Source organism: Sutcliffiella cohnii, from assembly GCF_002250055.1.
Classification (GTDB): domain Bacteria; phylum Bacillota; class Bacilli; order Bacillales; family Bacillaceae_I; genus Sutcliffiella; species Sutcliffiella cohnii.
In genome coordinates this window covers 4,283,322-4,303,865 of sequence record NZ_CP018866.1, presented here as the reverse complement: position 1 = coordinate 4,303,865, position 20,544 = coordinate 4,283,322, and the positions used below count along the sequence as shown (strand labels likewise).

Annotated in this window: 23 protein-coding genes; 12 read left to right on the top strand and 11 right to left on the bottom strand. The window is 39.6% G+C overall.

What is annotated here, in order from left to right:
* Positions 1-41 precede the first annotated feature (41 nt).
* Positions 42-1,508 carry a hypothetical protein gene (locus tag BC6307_RS21525; RefSeq protein WP_066420299.1) on the top strand — a complete coding sequence of 489 codons (1,467 nt, stop codon included), beginning with the start codon at positions 42-44 and terminating at the stop codon, positions 1,506-1,508.
* Positions 1,509-1,586: 78 nt separating this feature from the next.
* Here the strand turns inward: BC6307_RS21525 and BC6307_RS21520 are convergent, their stop codons facing one another.
* From BC6307_RS21520 to BC6307_RS21500, 5 genes are all read right to left on the bottom strand, one after another.
* Entirely contained in the window at positions 1,587-3,398 is a 1,812-nt protein-coding gene (locus BC6307_RS21520) for a sensor domain-containing protein (protein WP_066420301.1), read from the bottom strand.
* A gap of 245 nt (positions 3,399-3,643) precedes the next feature.
* Positions 3,644-4,807, bottom strand: a complete 1,164-nt coding sequence (locus BC6307_RS21515) for a M20 family metallopeptidase (RefSeq protein ID WP_066420302.1) — start codon at positions 4,805-4,807, stop codon at positions 3,644-3,646.
* 19 nt (positions 4,808-4,826) lie between these two features.
* Positions 4,827-5,585, bottom strand: coding sequence for an amino acid ABC transporter ATP-binding protein (locus tag BC6307_RS21510; RefSeq protein WP_066420303.1), 759 nt, complete (start codon positions 5,583-5,585; stop codon positions 4,827-4,829).
* Positions 5,554-6,213: an amino acid ABC transporter permease gene (locus BC6307_RS21505; RefSeq protein ID WP_066420305.1), complete on the bottom strand. Its 660-nt coding sequence runs from the start codon at positions 6,211-6,213 to the stop codon at positions 5,554-5,556. The genes BC6307_RS21510 and BC6307_RS21505 overlap by 32 nt, the downstream gene beginning before the upstream one ends.
* A 31-nt stretch (positions 6,214-6,244) precedes the next feature.
* On the bottom strand, positions 6,245-7,000 hold the full coding sequence (locus BC6307_RS21500) for a basic amino acid ABC transporter substrate-binding protein (protein WP_066420307.1): 756 nt from the start codon (positions 6,998-7,000) through the stop codon (positions 6,245-6,247).
* A 564-nt stretch (positions 7,001-7,564) separates the two neighbouring features.
* On the opposite strand from BC6307_RS21500, the gene BC6307_RS21495 reads away from it, so the two are divergent.
* Positions 7,565-8,968 (top strand): IS110 family RNA-guided transposase, encoded by a 1,404-nt coding sequence (locus BC6307_RS21495; protein WP_094366207.1) that lies wholly within the window; start codon positions 7,565-7,567, stop codon positions 8,966-8,968.
* 363 nt (positions 8,969-9,331) lie between these two features.
* Here the strand turns inward: BC6307_RS21495 and BC6307_RS25150 are convergent, their stop codons facing one another.
* Positions 9,332-9,505 carry a hypothetical protein gene (locus tag BC6307_RS25150; RefSeq protein ID WP_169714896.1) on the bottom strand — a complete coding sequence of 58 codons (174 nt, stop codon included), beginning with the start codon at positions 9,503-9,505 and terminating at the stop codon, positions 9,332-9,334.
* Positions 9,506-9,549: 44 nt separating this feature from the next.
* Positions 9,550-10,152 carry a hypothetical protein gene (locus BC6307_RS21490; protein ID WP_066419445.1) on the bottom strand — a complete coding sequence of 201 codons (603 nt, stop codon included), beginning with the start codon at positions 10,150-10,152 and terminating at the stop codon, positions 9,550-9,552.
* Positions 10,153-10,583: 431 nt separating this feature from the next.
* Between BC6307_RS21490 and BC6307_RS21485 the strand changes: the two genes are divergently transcribed.
* Genes BC6307_RS21485 through BC6307_RS24945 form a run of 4 tightly spaced genes read left to right on the top strand, consistent with a single transcriptional unit; the run spans position 10,584 to position 13,087 of the window.
* Positions 10,584-11,408, top strand: coding sequence for a flagellar hook-basal body protein (locus tag BC6307_RS21485; RefSeq protein WP_066419443.1), 825 nt, complete (start codon positions 10,584-10,586; stop codon positions 11,406-11,408).
* Positions 11,409-11,423: 15 nt separating this feature from the next.
* Positions 11,424-12,257 carry a flagellar hook-basal body protein gene (locus BC6307_RS21480; RefSeq protein ID WP_066419441.1) on the top strand — a complete coding sequence of 278 codons (834 nt, stop codon included), beginning with the start codon at positions 11,424-11,426 and terminating at the stop codon, positions 12,255-12,257.
* A 19-nt stretch (positions 12,258-12,276) separates the two neighbouring features.
* Positions 12,277-12,555: a DNA-directed RNA polymerase subunit beta gene (locus BC6307_RS21475; protein ID WP_066419439.1), complete on the top strand. Its 279-nt coding sequence runs from the start codon at positions 12,277-12,279 to the stop codon at positions 12,553-12,555.
* A gap of 34 nt (positions 12,556-12,589) precedes the next feature.
* Positions 12,590-13,087, top strand: a complete 498-nt coding sequence (locus tag BC6307_RS24945) for a ribosomal eL19 family protein (RefSeq protein ID WP_157076684.1) — start codon at positions 12,590-12,592, stop codon at positions 13,085-13,087.
* On the opposite strand, the gene BC6307_RS21470 is transcribed toward BC6307_RS24945, so the two are convergent.
* From BC6307_RS21470 to BC6307_RS21460, 3 genes are all read right to left on the bottom strand, one after another.
* On the bottom strand, positions 13,079-13,345 hold the full coding sequence (locus BC6307_RS21470; protein ID WP_066419438.1) for a YesK family protein: 267 nt from the start codon (positions 13,343-13,345) through the stop codon (positions 13,079-13,081). The two genes, BC6307_RS24945 and BC6307_RS21470, sit on opposite strands and share 9 nt — an antisense overlap.
* An 88-nt stretch (positions 13,346-13,433) precedes the next feature.
* The gene (gene murB / locus BC6307_RS21465) at positions 13,434-14,342 is read right to left on the bottom strand and encodes a UDP-N-acetylmuramate dehydrogenase (protein WP_066419437.1); all 909 of its coding nucleotides are present in this window, start codon (positions 14,340-14,342) and stop codon (positions 13,434-13,436) included.
* Between the two features lie 11 nt (positions 14,343-14,353).
* Positions 14,354-14,695 carry a hypothetical protein gene (locus BC6307_RS21460; protein WP_066419436.1) on the bottom strand — a complete coding sequence of 114 codons (342 nt, stop codon included), beginning with the start codon at positions 14,693-14,695 and terminating at the stop codon, positions 14,354-14,356.
* Positions 14,696-14,803: 108 nt separating this feature from the next.
* Here BC6307_RS21460 and fabZ point away from each other — a divergent pair, with 108 nt between their 5' ends.
* Together fabZ and BC6307_RS21450 are read left to right on the top strand one after the other, a co-directional pair.
* Entirely contained in the window at positions 14,804-15,232 is a 429-nt protein-coding gene (fabZ, locus tag BC6307_RS21455; protein WP_066419435.1) for a 3-hydroxyacyl-ACP dehydratase FabZ, read from the top strand.
* Between the two features lie 237 nt (positions 15,233-15,469).
* Positions 15,470-15,730, top strand: a complete 261-nt coding sequence (locus BC6307_RS21450; RefSeq protein WP_066419433.1) for a hypothetical protein — start codon at positions 15,470-15,472, stop codon at positions 15,728-15,730.
* A gap of 347 nt (positions 15,731-16,077) precedes the next feature.
* On the opposite strand, the gene BC6307_RS21445 is transcribed toward BC6307_RS21450, so the two are convergent.
* Complete coding sequence (locus tag BC6307_RS21445; protein ID WP_066419431.1) at positions 16,078-16,536, bottom strand: hypothetical protein; 459 nt, start codon at positions 16,534-16,536, stop codon at positions 16,078-16,080.
* A 323-nt stretch (positions 16,537-16,859) separates the two neighbouring features.
* Between BC6307_RS21445 and BC6307_RS21440 the strand changes: the two genes are divergently transcribed.
* The 4 genes from BC6307_RS21440 to BC6307_RS21430 all read left to right on the top strand — a co-directional run bounded on the left by BC6307_RS21440 (position 16,860) and on the right by BC6307_RS21430 (position 20,450).
* Complete coding sequence (locus BC6307_RS21440; RefSeq protein ID WP_066419429.1) at positions 16,860-17,603, top strand: YveK family protein; 744 nt, start codon at positions 16,860-16,862, stop codon at positions 17,601-17,603.
* Complete coding sequence (locus BC6307_RS21435; RefSeq protein WP_066419427.1) at positions 17,593-18,300, top strand: CpsD/CapB family tyrosine-protein kinase; 708 nt, start codon at positions 17,593-17,595, stop codon at positions 18,298-18,300. The genes BC6307_RS21440 and BC6307_RS21435 overlap by 11 nt, the downstream gene beginning before the upstream one ends.
* A gap of 153 nt (positions 18,301-18,453) precedes the next feature.
* Positions 18,454-18,594: a hypothetical protein gene (locus BC6307_RS25145; protein ID WP_169714895.1), complete on the top strand. Its 141-nt coding sequence runs from the start codon at positions 18,454-18,456 to the stop codon at positions 18,592-18,594.
* Positions 18,595-18,614: 20 nt separating this feature from the next.
* Positions 18,615-20,450 carry a polysaccharide biosynthesis protein gene (locus BC6307_RS21430; protein WP_066419425.1) on the top strand — a complete coding sequence of 612 codons (1,836 nt, stop codon included), beginning with the start codon at positions 18,615-18,617 and terminating at the stop codon, positions 20,448-20,450.
* Positions 20,451-20,544 lie beyond the last annotated feature (94 nt).

Here is a 20,544-nt window from a genome sequence, read left to right as displayed (position 1 = left end):
TAAATTCATACTATATTTATAAAATTAGAAGGAGTTTGATGATGAGAAAAAAGTTTTTTATTATAGGTTTTTTATTTTTACTAATTTTAACAGCATGTAGTAGTAACACAAACACGGATTCAATCACTAGCAATGATGTTTCTAACGAAAGCACGAGCGCAAGTAGTTTATTTTCAAAAAGCACTTCCTTAAATAATGAGGTACAAGAAAAGCAAGTGCATGCAAAGCGCGACTTTAGCTCCTACGTAAGGGGAGGTGGCGATCTTTGGGGACATAGTAATCATGGGGACCCATACAAAATAATAGGCATTCAAAATGCTCGTAATACCATTTCATATGATGGCTATAACGAAGGTTATTTTTACATAAATGATGAAGGAACCCTTTATTTCGTTCCAACGAACATTAATGGGAACCAAGAGGAAATAGCGCAAGCTTTTGACTTACTTTATAAACCTTTTGAAATCAAAGGTATCACAGCAGTTGACTTGCAACATGGTGTGAGTGATAATGCACTCGTTTTAGATAACGAAGGGTACATCCATTACATAGACAGCGTATCTCTGTTAGATTCCGAAATTATCCTTGACCAGATTAGAGATATTGAAAGTATCGTAAAAATGCAAGCGGATGTACGTACATTAGTAACGATAGATAAAGACGGTTATGTTTATGAAGGTCATTTAGACAAAGATTTAATGTTAGACCGAACAGAATATCAATTCGACACGAACATTTCTCAAATCCTCTCATGGGGTAACATTGAAAATTCTACAAAAAATATCCGAGTTACACCGTATTTGTTTTTAACAGAATATCAGGAAGTATACTTTTCATTTTATGATAACAACCGCTATCGAAATTGGCTCTCTGAACCGGTAAAAGTAGAAGGATTACAAAATGTATCTCGTATAATTCCTACTGGAGCAACGTATAGCAAATTTGGAGAAGACGCTTTTTACTCTGTTTATCTAGTGCAACTAGAAAACGGCGAATGGAGGAGTTTGTTTATAGATGCATTCCATCATACGTATCAAGTGGAAGAGAACTTAATTGATGAACAATATATACCTTGGTTAGAAAACATTCAAGCGTGGGATATGCATTTAGGAAACTTAGAAGCTATTTTAGGTAACGACCATGTGGATACATTTGAATTTTCCGTTACTACAGATAGAGAAATATACGTAAAGAAACGAAATAAAGTTTCTGCTGCCTCATCAGAAGAAGTGAAAAGATTCGAACCATTTGTAGATGAAATCATCGAAACGATGTGGAATGAACACCAATCTGATTCAGAGTTTGGAAAAAAAGTTCAGCGAGCATTTAGACTAGATGAAACGGATACATTACTAGACATAAAAATCTCAGCATTCTCAGCATCATCACCTGCTACTAGTTACGCTTATGCCTTCGCGCTAATCGAAAACAGGGTAGGACAGACTATGATAGAAAGTGGTTCGTTCCTTATAAAATATGATGAAGAAACGAACGAAATAATTTATTGATCTAGCGTGGACACCGGGACACATACCAGGGACAGCGGGACACATACCGTGGACGAGGGACCTGTCCCCCTGACCCACTCATTTCAAAAACTTCTCCTCCAACTCTATAGTCGAAAGTGGCTTACTAAAATAAAACCCTTGCCCGATTGGACATTCCAGCTCTTTCAAAATGTTTAATTGCTCAACTGTTTCAATGCCTTCTGCGACAACGGACAGGTTTAAGTTATTACCGATATTGAGTATACTTTTTACAATGGCTTCATCATCCTTATTATGAATAAGATCCAAAATAAAACTTCGGTCAATTTTAATCGTATCAATCGGCAAGCTTTTTAAATAACTTAACGATGAAAAGCCTGTCCCGAAGTCGTCGATAGAGATGCCGACGCCTATACTCTTAATCTCCTCTAACGTAGGGAGAATCTCCTCTACATTTTCCATCACACTTTCCGTTATTTCTAATTCAAAAAGCGTCGGATCGACATCATAAGCCTCTATAGCCTTAGCTAATTTTTTACCAAAATCCAATTGGCGGAGCTGCACGAGCGATAAATTAACCGACACTTTCATACTACGATAGCCCTTCCTTTTCCATTCCCACATTTGCTCCAAAGCTTGAAGAATGACCCAATCACCAATTGAATGAATTAATCCTGTTTCTTCAGCAAGGGGAATAAATTCAACTGGCGGCACATTCCCAAACTTTGCATTTTCCCAACGAAGAAGAGCTTCCATTCCAATCATTTCATTCGCACAAAGGTTAAATTTAGGCTGATAGTGCAAATAAAGCTCGTTATTCAGGATAGCGTTTCGAAGCTCTGTTTCCATACTCATCTTTTTCTCAAGCTTTTCTTTCAGTTCAACCGTATAAAACTGATAGTTGTTCTTACCCTTCAGCTTCGCATAATACATAGCCGTATCTGCAATGCTAATTAGTTCTTCTGGGTTGTCGGAGTTCTCCGGATAAAAGCTAATGCCGATGCTCGCGGTAATCACTATTTCATTGCCAACAATCATATATTTTTCATTAATTGCATCTATTACCTCATTGGCAAATACTTTTACAAATTCCTTCGTGCAATCTTGAACTAATAAGAGAAATTCATCACCGCCAAAATGAAAAACGGAAATAAAATCGCTTTTTAAAGAAAGCAGTCTCTTCGCCACTTGAAGAAGCAATTCATCCCCAGCGGCATGCCCGAGCGTATCGTTCGTCATTTTAAAACGATCTAAATCCATAAACAAAATCGCAAAATGTTGTTCTGCTTCCATACACTTTTTTACATGCTTAATTAACATCCGTCGATTTGGTAAATTCGTTAATTCATTATGATTGGCCAACTGTTTGATGTATCTTTCCGTATTTTTCTTCTCTGTAATATCTCTAGCTACCGTAACGAATCCACCCGTTTCTTTAATGGTAGAAATGGTAACTTCCAGTGGAAAAGTAGTTCTATCTTTTCGTACCCCGAATAGCTCACCCTTCCAGTTTCCTATTCCTTTTAGCGACTCGAGCACCTTTCCTTCTACAACAGCGATATCGTCCACTTGATAACCGATACTCCAACACTTTTTTATAACCTCCTCATACTTATACCCGAGGTTATGTAAATAAGCTTCATTACAATATACAAGCTCACCATTTCGATTAAAAATAGCCACGCCATCAGTAGTCGACCTTAACGCATACTCAAATTGCTTTAAGCTTACATTTTTAGAATAACGATACTTATCATAGGCAAGCCCGAAAAAATATCCAACCACTACATTTAATAAAATGGATAAAAGACGCTCGTAGCCGAAAGATACACTGCCGTCCCGAACAAAAATATAAATAACATTAAATAAAATAGGGAAAAACACCCCAACAATTCGTCCAGTATATTTCATCGCAAGCTCCTAAACATTAAGATAGAAATACTATTATTCTAACTAATTAATGCCGTTATCATCCATGGGATAGCGAAACCTGTCCATTCGGCCGACTTGAAGAGTTTCATTACAAAAATAAAAAGGAGCCGCTTAATGTGGGCTCCTTCAATCCTTTATTTGATTTGTTCGTGGTTTATTTAGAAACATATACGTGTGGACAGAGGGACAGGTACCGTGGACAAGGGACCTGTCCCTCTGTCCCGCTATGATTTAAGAAATTCCGCCTTAATCTCTTCGAGGAGAGATTTATTCGTTATTACTTCATATCCGGTTAAAGCCATTGTCTTTGCCCCTAAAATCATCGCTTCACGCGCTTGTTCGCTCATCGCGGCTTCGCGGAATTCATGGGTATGACATGCATAGCTTTCATTACATATTTTAATATATGGATGGATCGATGGAACGACATGACTCACATTCCCCATATCGAGAGAACCAGATCCTCCTCGATCCGTTAAAATCTCCTCTTCATTCACTCCTAGGGAAATTAGCTCTTTCGTAAAAGCCTCTGATAGAGGTGTGTTGGTAACCATATCATCATATGAAAATTCATAGTAGGAAGATTTCATCGTTGTTCCTGTTTGGAGTGCTGCTCCTTCTGCACAACGTTTTACTTTTTCTACTAGTTCATTCACATACTCTCGTTTAGCACCACGAACATAAAATTGGGCAACGGCATAATCAGGAACAACATTTGCCGCCTTTCCACCTTCTGTAATAATTCCATGAATTCTAGCATCAGATGTAATATGCTGTCTTAACGCATTAATACTATTAAAGGTTTGGATAACCGCATCTAAAGCATTCACACCTAGGTGTGGACTTGCTGCAGCATGGGATGACTTTCCAAAAAACTCAAATTGAATGGCATCCATGGCAAGGGAAGTTCCACTTTTAATGTAACGATCAAGGGGATGGACCATCATCGCTACATCTAGCTTATGAAACAAACCAGCTTCTGCCATCGTCACCTTTCCACCTTTCGTTTCCTCTGCTGGAGTACCAAATACAATAACTTTTCCACCAGTCTCATGGATGACTTTACTTAACCCAATGGCGGCAGCAATTCCCATCGTTCCAATTAAATTGTGACCACATGCATGCCCAACCTCAGGTAAAGCGTCGTATTCTGCCATGAAACCAATCGAAGGACCAGGCTTCCCGCTATCAAATGTTGCAGTAAATGCCGTTGGTAAATCACAAATACCAATGTCGACCTTGAAGTCATGCTTTTGTAAAGCTTCCGTAAGTACAGCACAGGCTTTAAATTCTTCATGACCTAGTTCTGGATTTTCACCAATGTAGATACTGATATTGTAAAAATCATCTCGATATCGATCGATTTGCTCTATTATTGTTTCCTTCATTTTAATCACCCTAAAAATTTTATAAAACCTTCTCTAGAAACTCTTTCGCACGATTACTCTTAGGTGCAGTAAAAAATTCATCCGGTGCTGCATCTTCTACAAGACTTCCTTCATCAAGGAATAAGACTCGATCTGCCACTTCACGAGCAAATCCCATCTCATGCGTCACAATGGCCATTGTCATACCAGTATGTGCTAAAGATTTCATAACCTCTAACACTTCCTTTACCATTTCAGGGTCAAGTGCAGAGGTTGGTTCGTCAAAAAGCATGACATCCGGTGACATCGCTAGCGCACGAGCAATGGCAACCCTTTGTTTTTGACCACCGGATAAGCGGTTTGGATATTGATCTGCTTTTTCCGATAATCCTACTGATTTTAACAAATCTCGTCCTTTCGCTTCTGCCTCTTCCTTTGAAATACCTTTCACCGTAATCGGAGCATAGGTTACATTTTCAAGAACTGTTTTATGAGGGAATAAGTGAAAATGTTGAAACACCATCCCTACATTTTGACGAACTTTCATAATATTCGTCGCTGGATTCGTTATTTCCTCATTTCCAATCCATATCCGTCCACTTGTCGGTACTTCAAGTAAGTTAATACAGCGTAGAAAGGTAGATTTACCTGATCCAGAAGGTCCGACAATGGATATAACCTCACCTTTATTAATAGTTGTAGTAATTCCTTTTAATACATGGAGATTCCCAAAAGATTTTTCGAGATTGTCCACTTTGATATGAGCGTTATTCACTTCGACGCAACCTCCTTTCAACATATCTTCCTAGCACCGTTAGGCTCATTACTAATACATAATAGATGAGACCTGCAAATAATAATGGTTCAAACGCTGTATACGTATTAGCACTTACTACCTGTGCCCGTCGCATAATATCTAAGAAACCGATCGTTGACACAATCGCAGATTCTTTTGTTAATGTAATAAATTCATTTAAAAGTGCAGGTAAAATATTTTTGAGCGCTTGTGGTAAAATGATATCCTTCATCATTGGTTTATATGGAATAGCCAATGCTTCGGCCGCTTCACGTTGTCCTTTATCTACTGCTTGTATACCAGCACGAATAATTTCAGAAATATAAGCTCCTGAATTTAGACCAAATGCCAAGATTCCTGCTAAAAAAGCTGGGATATTATATCCAATTAATTGGGGTGTAGCAAAATAGATAATCATTAATTGTAAAATCAATGGCGTTCCGCGAAAGATCGATGTATATGCGTCTGCAAACCATCTTAAACCTTTTACATTACTAATTTTAAAAAGTGATAGAATGGTTCCGATGATAAATCCTAATACAGCTGATACTAATACAAATAATAACGTGACCCATATTCCACTTAAAATAAATGGAATAGAAGGCACGATTTTGAAAAAATCCAAATTCATGCCTTACACCTCATTTCTTCTCTATTCTATTTTATTCCTCTTCTGATATCCATTTTTGATGTAACTTTGCTAATTCCCCGTTTTCTTGCATTTCTGCAATGATACGGTTAAAGTCTTCAATTAGCTCACTACCTTTTGGGAATGCAATCGCCATTCCTGGAGTACCTTCACTTTCATCATCAAAACCTGCTAAATCTAGTTCTTTCACATACCCTTGACCAACAGCTTTGTCTAAGTAAACTCCATCAACACGACCTGATTTCAATTCTTGAATCATGTTAGGGACTTTATCAAGTACTTTAATTTCAAGGTTGATTTTCTCAGCTAATTTTTTTGCACCCTCTTCTTGAATGGTACCAAGCTGAACAGCAATATGTTTTCCTTCTAAATCAGCCATTCCTTTTAATTCAGAATCCTTTAACGTTACAAACATTTCTCCAGAACGGTGGTATTCTTCGGAAAAATCAACACTTTCTTTTCGTGTGTCTGTTGCAGACATTCCAGATGCTACGAAGTCAACTCGATTTGCTTGAAGTGCTCCAACTAATCCATCAAAGTTCATATCTTGAATTTCTAATTCATAACCTAATTCATTTGCAATATACTTTGCTAAATCAATATCAAAACCAACGATTTCTCCTTTGTTATCACGTGTTTCAAATGGTGAGAAATCTGCTGAAGTACCCATTAATAGCTTCTTTGTTTCTTCACCTTGCCCTTGTCCACATGCTGTTAATAATAAAATAGCGAAAACAGTTATTATTGCTCTTATAAATGATTTTTTCATTTAATCCATCCTCCCGAAAGTTATTCTAAGTTTTTTGTTTATTTATAATTATTCATAATAATGAATATTAACACATTCGTATGAATTTGCAATTAAAAATTTTCAGAAATGAATTATTCAGATTTTTCTATCTATAATAATGATTTACTAACCGTTATACTATAGCTGTAAAAATTCCTTTCATCACCATTTCGTGTATATGGGTTAGTATCTTTATACACTTTTAAATCGAAGTCACAGTTCCTACGCCAAAAAATGGGGCTCGTCCATTCGGGGCTTGAAAAATAAATTTCCCTCCAAAAATAAAAAAAGAGCCGCAAAATGCGATCTCCTTTAATTTCGATATAATCACCTACAAAGAAGTACCGTGCCCTCGTCAGTTTGTGGCGTAATTAGAAGTGGACACCGGGACGGATACCGTGGACACCGGGACACATACCGTGGACAAGGAACCTAGTATAGTAAATAGTTAATTACAATAAAAAACCACCGTTTTCATTGTAAAATAGAAGTACCTATCACAGAACTTCCAAACTACATTCCCTACCAAAGGAGATGAAAACGATGGTATATTCAACATTAAATCATATTCAAGGTAAGATTGGAAGTCGATGGGCGCAATTTGTGAGAGAGACTGGAGTAGAGAATATTTTGATTGTAGCGATTGATGCAGCTAAATATACTCCCAAAGCAATGATTGCTACGTTTTATGGAGAAATATTAGAAAAACCATTTGATATAGATGCATCTATGTCTGGTTTTACCAAGCTAAAAACTCTTATTGGAAGACATAAAGTAAAGGCTAATACACGAGTGGTGGTCGGCATTGAAACCACTGGACATTACTACGAACATTTAGTCTTTAAATGTCATCTCGAGGGGTATCATGTACGAACAATAAATGCAGCTACTACCGCCAAAGAAAGAGAGGCATTATTGAATTGGTCAAAGACGGATAACCTGGACTTAATGGCCATTGTACAATCTGTCATTCATGGTAGGGGTACCTCTAACGAGTTACCTACAGGAAATATAGCGAAACTTCGAAAGCTGACTAGAGCTAGACGGGAACTAACTTCAGAGCGAACTAAAACGAAGAATTTGATTCGTATGCATATGGATCATATTTTCCGAGAGTACCAAGGAAAAACTGTATGGATTAATGGGAAAAGAAAGATTTCTAAGCCTCTGACTGACGTGTTTGGTAAAGCGTCTAGATATTTAATGAGGCACTATCCTCATCCCTCTGACATCTTAAAGTTAGGGGAAGAAGGATTAAGAGACTTATCAATACGTGAGAATTTAAAACTCCGAGATAAGTCTATCCAACTCCTGTTAGAATATGCCGAAGGTTCCATCTCCCGTCCTAAGGAACAACTAGATGCTGATATTTTCTTGCTTAGTCAAAAATTAGATCGGCTAGATTTATTAGACGACCAAATAAAGGTTTTAGAACGTAAGATAGAAGAATTATTTATAGTTATGGATGGTGCAGTTGTTCTTTCAGTACAAGGAATTGGATTAGTAACAGGGGCAGAATTAGTGGCGGAAATCGGAGACCTCTCTGATTTTGATGAGGCTGGACAACTGATTAAATTGGCTGGTACAAATCCTATCGTTAAGCAGTCAGGAGATAACAGGCCATCTTATTACGGGGTTTCCAAACAGGGTAGGCGACCTTTTAGAAATATTGTTTATCAAGTTGGAAGGTCTTTAGCTGTAAATAACCCTGAGATGCAACAACGGTACCAGAAATTGAAGGAAAGAGGAAAACACTCGCGTCAAGCTTATATAGCTTTAGGTAACAGAATGATTAGACTTGCGTTCGCTATGATTCGTAACCATACTCTCTATCAAACAGAGGATAAGAATTATGTCCTTCTCGAAGAGATTAGTAAGAAAATCCGTAAAACGAATGTTAAAAAATTCTTTGAAACACATGTCTCACCCATTAAATGCGCTAGTTAATTATTTGTAGAGAAAGTATTTTATTGCGGGATAATTGATTTTTGAACATGGAACTTCTCTAGGACGTTAGATCACATTGTATTAGGAACCTGAGGCTATAAGACCTCGCGGGACAGCGTTATGGATCTTGTCCTATAAGTACGAATAATACGTGAAAGCTAAGTTTATATTCACTAGGCGGTATCAATGTAGGATGAAAAAAGCAAGATCCTTTCACGCCCTAGAGAAGTTCTATATAAGTTTTGTGATGGTTGAACCTTCAAAAAAATGGAAATAGAGGGGTTTTACTTAAAGTCGGCCTTTTTTAAGTAAAAAATAGCGATTGATTTATTTGCCATTATACGCTGTCCCCCCGACCCACCTCTACCCATACAACGTCGTATCCGTATTACACGCCCGTAACTTCGCTTCATTGTACAGATTATCAAATCTAATTTTCGCGACTCTTCTTTGAGAAAGCGGCAATGATTTATCGTTCATCAGCTTGTAATAATGGTCTAATAATCGCTTCTCTTTAGCTGTAACAAGTACCTTCATCCTCATCACCTCTCTAGTAATATATTCATGTTCCCTTTTCTATTCTACTTTCCCTCTTCCTTTTCTTCCGTTGTAGAAGCCTGTTTTTTCGCTTCACTTATGACCATTTCAGGTGGAGGTGATGGCGTTTCCTCTTCAACGACACTAGTTCCATTCAGTTTATCTTCATACGAAGGGATGCTTCGTTTATTAAATTTATCTTCCTGTAACGATTGGATATACGAAAAGCCTGCATACCCAGCTAGAAAAGAAGTGGACATTAAAAATAAGGTACTGTCAGAGCCGGTAAGTTCCATCGTAGCAAACGCTAAAGTCCCTGTTCCCATACCGACTAGCAAATCTCCTAGCACTCCTAACTCCACCGTAATAGGAGCAGACTCTTTATTTGCCCCAACTCTAAACCCTACTAAAAAAACAATAAAGCTGACAACGAGTCCAACTGACCTCGGTATTAATAAAACCCAATCCTGTTTCGTATTTTTGAACGTAAACCGATGTCTAAAATTCATTAAAATAATCGGCATTTGAAGAGATCCGTTCGCCTTCAGGTGACCGATCAATGCCCCTAACAAACTAATAAGTACAGAAAAAAAGAAAAAGTCCCAGTTAGATGAATACGGTTTTGTAAAAATATCGCTTAATCCCATCACTCCACCTCCTCTTTGGGGTACCAACCAAAAATGACAAAATGTATAGTGAACTACCTTGTTTTGTTGTCCAGAACCGAAATCGTGTTAAACAAAATTCGCGATATGTAGCTAATTAATCATATGCATGTTGTTCACAATTGATAACCTGTTGTCCAGAACCGGATGCTAATTAAAAAAGTACCCTACACACTCAGCCAAACAAATCTCCTTTAATGCCAACACTCGGACAAGGAACTTGTCCATCTGAACGAGCCAACGAATCTAAGCATGGACAGGGGGACACATACCAGGGACAGCGGGACACATACCGTGGACGAGGAACCTGTCCCCCCGTCCACAAAAAAATAAAATTACATATATCGACAGCGTTCGTTTTGTACTATAATAGATAGTAGAAAAGTATGGACGAAAATGATGAGGTGAGTAATATGTTACGAGGGTTGTATACGGCGACGGCGGGGATGATGTCACAGCAGCGTCGCATGGAGACGTTATCGAACAATATGGCGAATGCGAATACGCCTGGATATAAAGCAGATCAAACATCATTACGCGCGTTTCCGGAACTCTTACTACACGCGACTGGAAAAACAGAAGTGCCAACGCAAAAGCCGTTAAACTTACCATTCGCGCAACCGATCGGTGGGCTTAACACAGGTGTGTACGTGCAAGAACTAGCACCACTATTTGCGCAAGGCGATATTCAGCAAACTGGTATTGATACGGACCTTTCTATCATCCAGCAGCAAACTTCTGGAGCGGTCTTTTTCACAGTCGAGCAAACAGACGGTACATATCGCTACACGCGTAACGGGAACTTTGCCCTAGACTCTCAAGGCTTCCTTACAACAAATGACGGCCTTTACGTGTTAGATGAAAACTTTAATCGAATTCAAATAAATGATCGTTCGTTCCAAGTGCAACCAGACGGAACGCTACTCGTGAACGACCAACCAGTAGCCCGCCTTGGTTTAACTTACACAGAAAACCCGAATGAACTTGTGAAAGAAGGGAACGGCTTATTCCGTCTTCCACAACAAGAAGGCGAAGAAGAACCGCAACTGCTTCCACTAGCAAATAACGTTGTCTTCGAAATTCGCCAAGGTTTCCTAGAGCGCTCAAACGTCGATTCTTCCCGAACGATGACCGAAATGATGGCGGCCTTCCGTGCGTTCGAAGCGAACCAAAAAGTAATTCAAGCGTACGACCAGTCGATGCAAAAAGCAGCAAACGAAATCGGAAGAATCAACTAGTAGGAGGTACATGCAATGAATCGCGTATTACTAAATGCATCCAATACGATGAATCAGCTTCAACAGCAGCTTGACCTCATCGGACATAATATCGCTAACGTAGATACAGTAGGCTATAAAAATCGCCGTGGCACGTTCCAAGAGCTATTGGCGCAACAATATAACAACCAGCCACTTCAACGATACGAAGGTGGCCGCAACACACCAGAAGGAATTCGGATCGGCGTTGGGGCAAAACTAGCACAAACGCAGCTACAGCTAACACAAGGTAGCATGAAACCGACAGAGCGCATGCTCGACTTCGCTTTCACAACCGAAGACCAATTTTTTGCGGTCCAATATACATCCGAAACAGGTCAAGAGGAAGTACGCTACACGCGTAACGGATCGCTTTACTTATCACCAATTAACAACAACGAAGTAATGCTCGTGAACAGTGAAGGGCACCCTGTACTTAACACAGCAGGCGAAACAATCGTCTTCCCTGACTCAATCACAGAAGTACAGCTACAACCTGGTGGAACAGTAACAGCTTCCTTACCGAACGGTGGGGCAATCGCTTCAGAACTAGCGGTGGCGCAAATCATTCGACCGCAACTTCTTCAAGCAATGGGCGGTTCTCTATTTGCTCTACCAGCGGAAAATATCGGCGAAGACGCGCTCACCTATTTACAAGGAGCGGGACGTAACGCTATTAGCTTACAGCAAGGAATGCTCGAACAATCAAACGTCGACCTTGCAAACGAAATGACGAACCTAACGATTGCACAACGCTCGTATCAATTTAACGCAAGGTCAATTCAAATGGCCGATCAAATGATGGGGCTTGTGAACGGATTGAAATCGTAAAATAAAGGTGTGTTCACACATGGCAGAAAAACAAAATGCGCAATCGCGCGAACAACGTAAAAAAGATAAACAAAACGAAAAAAAGCTCGCCAAACAGCAAGAGCTTGAAAAAATAAAAAGACCACGTATGAGGGTAATCCCAATCTGGATACGTATCATCCTTGTTGCGGCCTTCTTCTGTGTTGCCGTCGTTGCCGGTGCAATGTTTGGCTACGGAATACTCGGAGACGGTGCGCCAATGGATGTACTAAAAAAAGAAACGTGGGAACATATTTTGGACCTCGTGAAAGTAGAGTAATATAGCAAAAAACGAAACATAAACATAAAAACGCTTGAGGCTATGTCCCCAAGCGTTTTTACTATTCCTATATCGGCCAACTGGTCATACTATTGCGCCACTACAGTCGATATATCGGCCAACTAAGCATGTTATTACGCCATCACAGTCAAAATATCGGCCAACTAAATATGTCATTACGCCACCACAATCGATATATCGGCCAACTAAGCACGTTATTACGCCACCACAATCGATATATCGGCCAACTGGGCAAGTTTTTGCGCCACCACAATCGATATATCGGCCAACTGAGCATGTTATTGCGCCACCACAATCGATAAATCGGCCAACTGGTCATGCTTTTGCGCCACCACAGTCAAAATATCGGCCAACTAAGCACGTTATTACGCCACCACAGTCAAAATATCGGCCAACTAAGCATGTTATTACGCCACCACAATCGATATATCGGCCAACTGGTCATGCTTTCGCGCCACCGCAATCCAAATATCGGCCAACCACCTTCGGGTTCACGCCAGAGCTACCGTAATTTCCCTTTAATTTTCGAATAAACGAAAACAAACAAACCACTGAGAAGTCCTAATCCGATAATCCAAACGGAAATAAAAGCGTATGCCATTCCAGCCCAGCCGCCAATGATGAAAATACTTGCTACTAAAAGGGTGATCCCGATTTGGAATATGAGATACGGAATGAAATACTTCCTTTGCTTCACATAAAAGAATTTAAAATAAAACAAACCTAAAACAAACAAAGCTACACTACCAAACCATATGACGTATTCCATCTCGACACCACCTCCAAAATAGCTAAACGCTCATTGCCTCTGTATCAGTTCAATCCATTCTTAAGGGTAAAGCGCCTTCGGCACCGAATCAATCTTCCCCAATAATCTTCACTTCCGTCTCCAAATCCACACCGAACTTTTCCTTCACCGTCTTTTGCACATGTGCAATCAACTCCAAATAGTCCGTAGCCGTAGCGCCGCCGACATTCACAATAAACCCAGCGTGCTTCGTCGACACTTGTGCACCGCCAATTTGCTGCCCTTGTAAGCCGGCGTCTTGAATGAGCTTTCCAGCAAAAAGTCCAGGTGGTCGTTTAAACACACTGCCACAAGAAGGATATTCTAACGGTTGCTTCGACTCGCGTTGGAACGTTAAGTCATCCATTTTTGCTTTTATGTCATCATAAACGCCAACCTTCAATTCAAACGTTGCTTCCAAGACGACAAACCCTTCGCGAGCTAACCTGCTAGAACGATACGCAAGATCCATTTCCTCAACTGGCATCGTAACAAGCTCTCCAGCACCATCAATCACAAGCGCTTCTTTCAACACATCGCTCACTTCGCCACCGTAAGCACCGGCATTCATATACAACGCGCCACCGACAGACCCTGGAATGCCACAAGCAAACTCCAACCCAGTTAAACGATGCTCCAACGCAAACCTTGATGTCTCAATAATCGCTGCCCCACTCTGAGCAACAATCCTTCCGCCATCCTCTAACCGAATCTCATCCAACCCTGTTAAAATCATCACAATCCCACGAATACCGCCGTCGCGAACTATTAAATTCGAGCCATTCCCTAGTATCGTTACCGGAACACCAGCCCCAAGTGCATACTTATAAACAGCATGCACTTCCTCATACGAAGTAGGTGTTACGACATAATCACCAGGCCCACCCGTTTTCGTATAAGAAAAATTACTTAGCGGCTCATTCACCTTTACTTTCTCAGCATCCATTAATTTGATTAAATCAGTGTAAATTATATCCATACACGCTTCTCCTAGTTGTCTAAATTAAATTCATCCACTACTGGCAACTCTTCAACGATACGATTCATCAACATTTCGAGTTGCACTTTTTTCGGATCGTTTTGCACTTGCACCATTTCTTCATGGAGCACTTTCAATTTTTCTTCTAAATTCTTTTGCAGCTCGAACAAGTAACCATCAGCATCGCGGTCTCGTCTTTGTAAGTCAATACAAAGCTCATCCACAATACCTTTTCGGATTTGCAATTGTTCTATTTCATTATATGCTTTATCTATTTTACCGTAAAACCGGTTTAATTCGTGTTCAATTTCGGTTTTCCATTTTTGAAGAATATCTTGACGTACTGTTAACATACTTATTCCTCCTTCTTCACGTATATTATCATATTGTCGGAAACAATTGCGAAAAAACTACTGTGTATACTATAATTAAAAGTAACTATTAGTAGGAGGTCATAATTCATGTTAGATATAAATGAAATAAAAAAAATCATTCCACACCGATATCCATTTCTGTTAGTGGACAAAATAGTAGAAATGGAAGAGCTAAAACGTGCGGTTGGGATTAAAAACGTTACAGCAAACGAAGAGTTTTTCCAAGGACATTTTCCCGATTACCCGGTAATGCCAGGTGTGTTAATCGTTGAGGCGCTAGCGCAAGTTGGAGCGGTGGCAATGTTAAAGCCAGAAGACAACCGTGGCCGTTTAGCGTTTTTCGCAGGAATTGATAACTGTCGTTTTAAAAGACAAGTTGTTCCTGGTGACCAACTTCGTCTAGAAGTAGAAATGACACGGGTCCGAGGTTCGATTGGAAAAGGAAAAGGCGTTGCAACTGTGAACGGAGAACTAGCGTGTGAGGTAGAAATTACCTTTGCGTTGGGACCGAAGTAGTCTTTTGCACTATCCTAAGATAAATTGTCAGCTAAGAGGATTATTCGACGTAGTAGACAATTTAAAGTAGATAGTATAAGTGCGACTAAGCCTCTGTCTGCGCTTTGCTTGCCAATCGGCAAGTCTTCTTTAAAAAAATTACGTTTTTCATGCAAACTTTTTTCTTGATTGGGGAATATAAAAAGAGACCAAGCAGTCGGGTCTTTAAATTGTTATCCATGAAAGGAGAAAGATACGATGAACAAGTTAACGAAGCTTTTAGGTGCATCTGCATTAGCAGCAATGGTATTAGCAGGTTGTGGAACGGACAATCAAGACGTGCCACCACCAGAAGAGCAAGCGCCAACAGAAGTTCCTCAAGATGATACTGGTTTAGAGCAACCGGGAACTGAAGATCCTGGCATGGGAACTGAAAACGGCGGTATGGAAGGTCAAGACGGTGGAACAACACCAGAGGAAGAGCTTCCAATGGATGAGGAAGAAAATCAGAATCAGTAATAATACGTAAAGGAAAGGTCTAACTTTTGCAGAGTTGGGCCTTTTTATTTTTTTGGGGAAAGAACTACGTTCCAATTTTGGGTTGGCAGGAAGAAGTTAGTCCGTTCCTCTCCGCTACGGACACTTGCTTTCCGCGGGGAGGGAGCCGAGCCTCCTCGGGCTGCGCCCTGTGGGGTCTCGGCCTTCCCTCTATTCCCGCAGGACAAGGAAGGCTACGTCAGCGATACATCGCACGAAGAAAAATGCGGATGCATTTTTCGAGGAGTCAAGTGTCCTTCGCTGCGACTCACTCACGGTTTTATATTTTGAGGCAATTAATAAATAATACAAATAAACCGTTTTACTTTCTACTTATAGTCCCACAATATCACCCAATCTTTTTCTTGTTTGGTGACGTAGACGTATTGGGTGAATTGGAAGTGGCCGTATTTGCCTCGGTATGTTTTGGTGACGGTGAATTCGTAGGCGTCTCCAATTGGTTCGCTTTCTTTTTGCATTTTCCAGTTCGTTTTCTTTTTGCCACCGTCTATTTTGTAGGTGAATGTTTCAGCGCCGAAGTGGCCGATGAAGGTGTGTGCTCTATCTTGTATGTAGCTTCCTTTTTCGAATCTTTGGTGCATCGCTTCGTGCAGTAATTCCCACGACTTGCCGAATTCGCCTTTTTGTTCGTACGTATAAAATTGATCAACTATTCTTTTTGCTTTGGCGCTTTCCGGTAAACAAGCGCGAGCGAATAGAAAAATAAGCAAAATAAATAAGATGAAAATAATAATAGGTGCAGCGGGTAACGGTCGTCTTCGTCTCATGATGTCTTCGGGCTCCTTTAGCTCGTTAAATTAAATGAATCCAATTTAACGTTTGTACTAAAAATATGTACAACTAATAGGGAATATGACTTGCAATTCGAACTTCGATAAGGTTCGACACTCATTCGACAAAGGTCGACGTTCTTGTCAAATATTGTGCTTAATTGAAAGCGTTTTTTTACAATTTAAGCCTTTCAATACGAATTAATAGGTATTACAATGTAGATATGCGACAAAGTTTTCATTATAATGATTAAGTATGACAAAAAGAGCGAAAATTTTTTTGTCTATCAATATACCGATTTTACTACTTGGAGGGCGACATGGAAGAAACGATTAGTCTAAAAGAACTATTTCAAACGCTAAAAAAACGTCTATGGCTCATTATAACAATTACGGCGATTGCAACAGCGACGAGTGGTTTAGTGAGCTTTTTTCTATTAACACCAATCTATCAATCTTCGACTCAATTACTCGTTAACCAAACAAAATCAGAACAAGGATTTGTCGACGTTAACCAAATCCGATCCAACATTGAAATCATTAACACATATAACGTCATTATTAAAAGTCCAGCAATCTTAGACAAAGTAAGTCAACAAGTTGGTGGGGGAGAAACTTTTTCTTCATTAAACAATGCAATTACCGTTGGTGCAGAAGGTAATTCACAAGTTGTAAAAATTACGGTACAACATGAGGATCCGGTAATGGCTGCCAATATCGCAAACACAACAGCGCAAGTATTCCAGGCAGATGTTTTAACTCTAATGAACGTGGACAATGTAAATATTTTATCGCCTGCACAAGTAAGTGATAACCCAGTACCGGTTAAACCACGTCCAGCGTTAAATATGGCAATTGCGTTCGTAGTTGGCTTAATGGCTGGGGTAGGATTAGCGTTCCTACTAGAGTATTTAGATAACACAGTGAAAAACGAACAAGATGTAGAGAATATTTTAGGTTTACCGGTTTTAGGAACGATTACAGTTATAGAAGACAAAGACATTGAACAAGCCCAACAAGCGGCAAGAAGCGCGAGAGTGAGAGGTGAGTCAGTTGGTTCTTAAAAGAAAGAAAAAACAAACAGTAAAAGGAACGACTAGTCGTCATTTAATTACAGACAAGCTTCCGAAGTCGCCAATCTCTGAACAATATAGAACGATTCGTACAAATATCCAATTTTCCTTTGTAGATACAGAGATGCGCTCCATTATGGTTACATCGTCAGGGCCAGCAGAAGGTAAATCAACGACAGCGTGTAACTTAGCGGTCGTATTTGCTCAGCAAGGAAAACAAGTGTTGTTTGTAGATGCAGATTTGCGTAAACCTACAGCACATTACACGTTCCAACAAGATAATTTTAAGGGGTTAACAACGTTTTTAACACGACAATCTGAATTTAATGATTCAATTAACCCATCTAGAATTCCAAACTTAGATGTGATGACAAGCGGTCCAATTCCTCCAAACCCGGCAGAACTATTAAGCTCAAGAGCAATGGAGGACTTATTAGCAAAAGCGTATGAAGAATATGACATTGTTATTTTCGATACTCCGCCAGTACTTGCGGTAACAGATGCTCAACTTTTAGCGAACCAATGTGACGGGACAGTTCTTGTCGTTGCAAGTGGATCAACAGAAAAGGAAAATGCCGAAAAAGCAAAAGAAATGTTGGCCTCAGCAAAAGCAAAGTTACTTGGTGTTGTATTAAACATGAAGAAACAGAAAGATAGCTCGTATTACTATTATTATGGTGGGAAATAGTCTTGAAAAAGACTAGGTCCCTCTTTTTTGGAAGAGTCATAAGTAATTATAACTAATGCATGATATAGTCCGAAAGACCTAACAGATGGTGTTGTCATGTCAGACTTTAGTTTAGTTTGAATATATATTATTTCGAGAGAAGGGTGAATACGTGTGAATAAGTTTAATGCTTTACCAAAAACAATAAAGAAAACGATTCGTTACATACATCAGGACGCATCGTATGAACAAGCTCTCGAAATTAAGAAGATGTTGGATATGGCGATTGCTAGGAAGATGGAGAGTAGTAAATAGGGGAGGAAGGGGGAGTTACTATGACTTATCGTAAACGGTTATCTTCATTAATTGTAATTGATTCACTCATTGTTTTATCTGCTATTTATATTAGCTTCTGGTTATTAAACCCTCACTTTAACGTATTTAGCTCACAAGCTTTACTTTTTACTTCGATAACATTATTAATTTGTCATCATTTATTCGCTTATATTTATAAACTATATTTTAAAGCGTGGGAATATGCGAGTGTTGGGGAGCTTCTATCCATTGCGAAGGCTGTTACGTACTCCGTATTAATAACAGGTGTTTTACAATGGATTGTCGTTGGAGATATTTTCATCCGAGCATTAGTTATTACGTGGATGCTCCACATGTTATTAATAGGTGGTTCACGGTTCTCGTGGAGAATGTACCGTGATACGTTTATGCGTACGAAAAAAGAGAAAAAACATGCATTAATTATAGGTGCTGGTGCAGCAGGGACGATGGTAGCACGTCAGCTGTTACAAAACCATGATGCAGAAATAGATCCTGTTGCATTCGTCGATGATGATGAGCGTAAACAAAAGCTACAAATATTAGGGATTCCTGTTGTTGGTGGAAAAGAATCGATAGAGCAGGTTGTAAAGCAATACGCAATCGATAATATAATTATTGCCATTCCTTCTTTAAATAAATCGGAAATGCAAGCAATATTCGATGAGTGTAGCAAAACGAGTGCGAAAACGCAAAAAATTCCAATGTTAGAAGACTTAATGACAGGAAAAGTATCGGTTAATGAGTTTAAAGATGTCGAAGTGGAAGATTTACTTGGACGAGAGCCAGTTGAACTTGATATGGAGAGTATTTCGAATAAGATTACAGGCAAAGTAGTTCTCGTAACTGGTGCTGGAGGCTCGATTGGATCAGAGATTTGCCGTCAAATTTGTCAATTCACTCCGAGATCCCTTATTTTACTTGGCCATGGAGAGAATAGTATTTACTCTATCGAACTAGAGTTACGTAAAGAATATGACAATGTTATTGAAATATATACAGAAATTGCTGACATACAAGATCGGGATAAAATGTTTAAAATTATGGACAAGTATAAGCCGGATGTTGTATACCATGCAGCTGCACATAAGCATGTGCCGTTAATGGAACGTAATCCGGAAGAAGCGGTGAAGAACAACATATTCGGTACAAAAAATGTTGCTGAAGCATCGGATGCTGCTGGTGTTGGAAATTTCGTTTTAGTGTCATCGGACAAAGCGGTTAATCCGACGAATGTAATGGGTGCTACTAAACGGTTTGCTGAGCTGATTATTCAACAGGTAGCGGAAAAGAGTAAGACAAAGTTTGTTGCTGTTCGTTTTGGGAATGTTCTCGGTAGTAGAGGTAGTGTTATTCCATTATTTAAAAAGCAGATTCAAGCTGGTGGGCCAGTGACAGTTACGCATCCGGAGATGACAAGATACTTTATGACGATACCGGAAGCATCACGACTTGTGATACAAGCTGGTACATTAGGTCGCGGTGGAGAGATATTTGTGTTGGATATGGGTGAGCCGGTGAAGATTGTGGATTTGGCGAGGAATCTTATAAAGCTGTCTGGGTATTCGGTAGAAGAGATTGGGATTAAGTACTCGGGAATTAGGCCTGGGGAGAAGATGTATGAAGAGCTTTTAAATGCGGATGAGATTCATAAAGAAAACATATTCCCTAAAATACACGTCGGAAAAGCGGTCATGATTGAGAAGGAGATCGTGCAGTATTTCATTCAAAACTGGTACGGTATGGACGCAGAGCAAATACGTGAATACTTATTGGCAGTGGCGAATAATCGTCAGGGTGAATTGGTAAGATATTTGAAGGAGAAAGCTGTAGTTTAGTTGGTTAGCTATTAGCTGTTAGGCTTAGTTAGTAGCTATAAGCTAAACCCTTCGGGTTTCCTAACCACCTAACAGTTATCCACCTTAGCCACCC

Coding starts and splice junctions, on each gene's coding strand:
- BC6307_RS21525 (WP_066420299.1), top strand. CDS start 42: ATGAGAAAAAAGTTTTTTATTATAGGTTTTTTATTTTTACTAATTTTA.
- BC6307_RS21520 (WP_066420301.1), bottom strand. CDS start 3,398: ATGAAATATACTGGACGAATTGTTGGGGTGTTTTTCCCTATTTTATTT.
- BC6307_RS21515 (WP_066420302.1), bottom strand. CDS start 4,807: ATGAAGGAAACAATAATAGAGCAAATCGATCGATATCGAGATGATTTT.
- BC6307_RS21510 (WP_066420303.1), bottom strand. CDS start 5,585: ATGTTGAAAGGAGGTTGCGTCGAAGTGAATAACGCTCATATCAAAGTG.
- BC6307_RS21505 (WP_066420305.1), bottom strand. CDS start 6,213: ATGAATTTGGATTTTTTCAAAATCGTGCCTTCTATTCCATTTATTTTA.
- BC6307_RS21500 (WP_066420307.1), bottom strand. CDS start 7,000: ATGAAAAAATCATTTATAAGAGCAATAATAACTGTTTTCGCTATTTTA.
- BC6307_RS21495 (WP_094366207.1), top strand. CDS start 7,565: ATGGTATATTCAACATTAAATCATATTCAAGGTAAGATTGGAAGTCGA.
- BC6307_RS25150 (WP_169714896.1), bottom strand. CDS start 9,505: ATGAAGGTACTTGTTACAGCTAAAGAGAAGCGATTATTAGACCATTAT.
- BC6307_RS21490 (WP_066419445.1), bottom strand. CDS start 10,152: ATGGGATTAAGCGATATTTTTACAAAACCGTATTCATCTAACTGGGAC.
- BC6307_RS21485 (WP_066419443.1), top strand. CDS start 10,584: ATGTTACGAGGGTTGTATACGGCGACGGCGGGGATGATGTCACAGCAG.
- BC6307_RS21480 (WP_066419441.1), top strand. CDS start 11,424: ATGAATCGCGTATTACTAAATGCATCCAATACGATGAATCAGCTTCAA.
- BC6307_RS21475 (WP_066419439.1), top strand. CDS start 12,277: ATGGCAGAAAAACAAAATGCGCAATCGCGCGAACAACGTAAAAAAGAT.
- BC6307_RS21470 (WP_066419438.1), bottom strand. CDS start 13,345: ATGGAATACGTCATATGGTTTGGTAGTGTAGCTTTGTTTGTTTTAGGT.
- murB (WP_066419437.1), bottom strand. CDS start 14,342: ATGGATATAATTTACACTGATTTAATCAAATTAATGGATGCTGAGAAA.
- BC6307_RS21460 (WP_066419436.1), bottom strand. CDS start 14,695: ATGTTAACAGTACGTCAAGATATTCTTCAAAAATGGAAAACCGAAATT.
- fabZ (WP_066419435.1), top strand. CDS start 14,804: ATGTTAGATATAAATGAAATAAAAAAAATCATTCCACACCGATATCCA.
- BC6307_RS21450 (WP_066419433.1), top strand. CDS start 15,470: ATGAACAAGTTAACGAAGCTTTTAGGTGCATCTGCATTAGCAGCAATG.
- BC6307_RS21445 (WP_066419431.1), bottom strand. CDS start 16,536: ATGAGACGAAGACGACCGTTACCCGCTGCACCTATTATTATTTTCATC.
- BC6307_RS21440 (WP_066419429.1), top strand. CDS start 16,860: ATGGAAGAAACGATTAGTCTAAAAGAACTATTTCAAACGCTAAAAAAA.
- BC6307_RS21430 (WP_066419425.1), top strand. CDS start 18,615: ATGACTTATCGTAAACGGTTATCTTCATTAATTGTAATTGATTCACTC.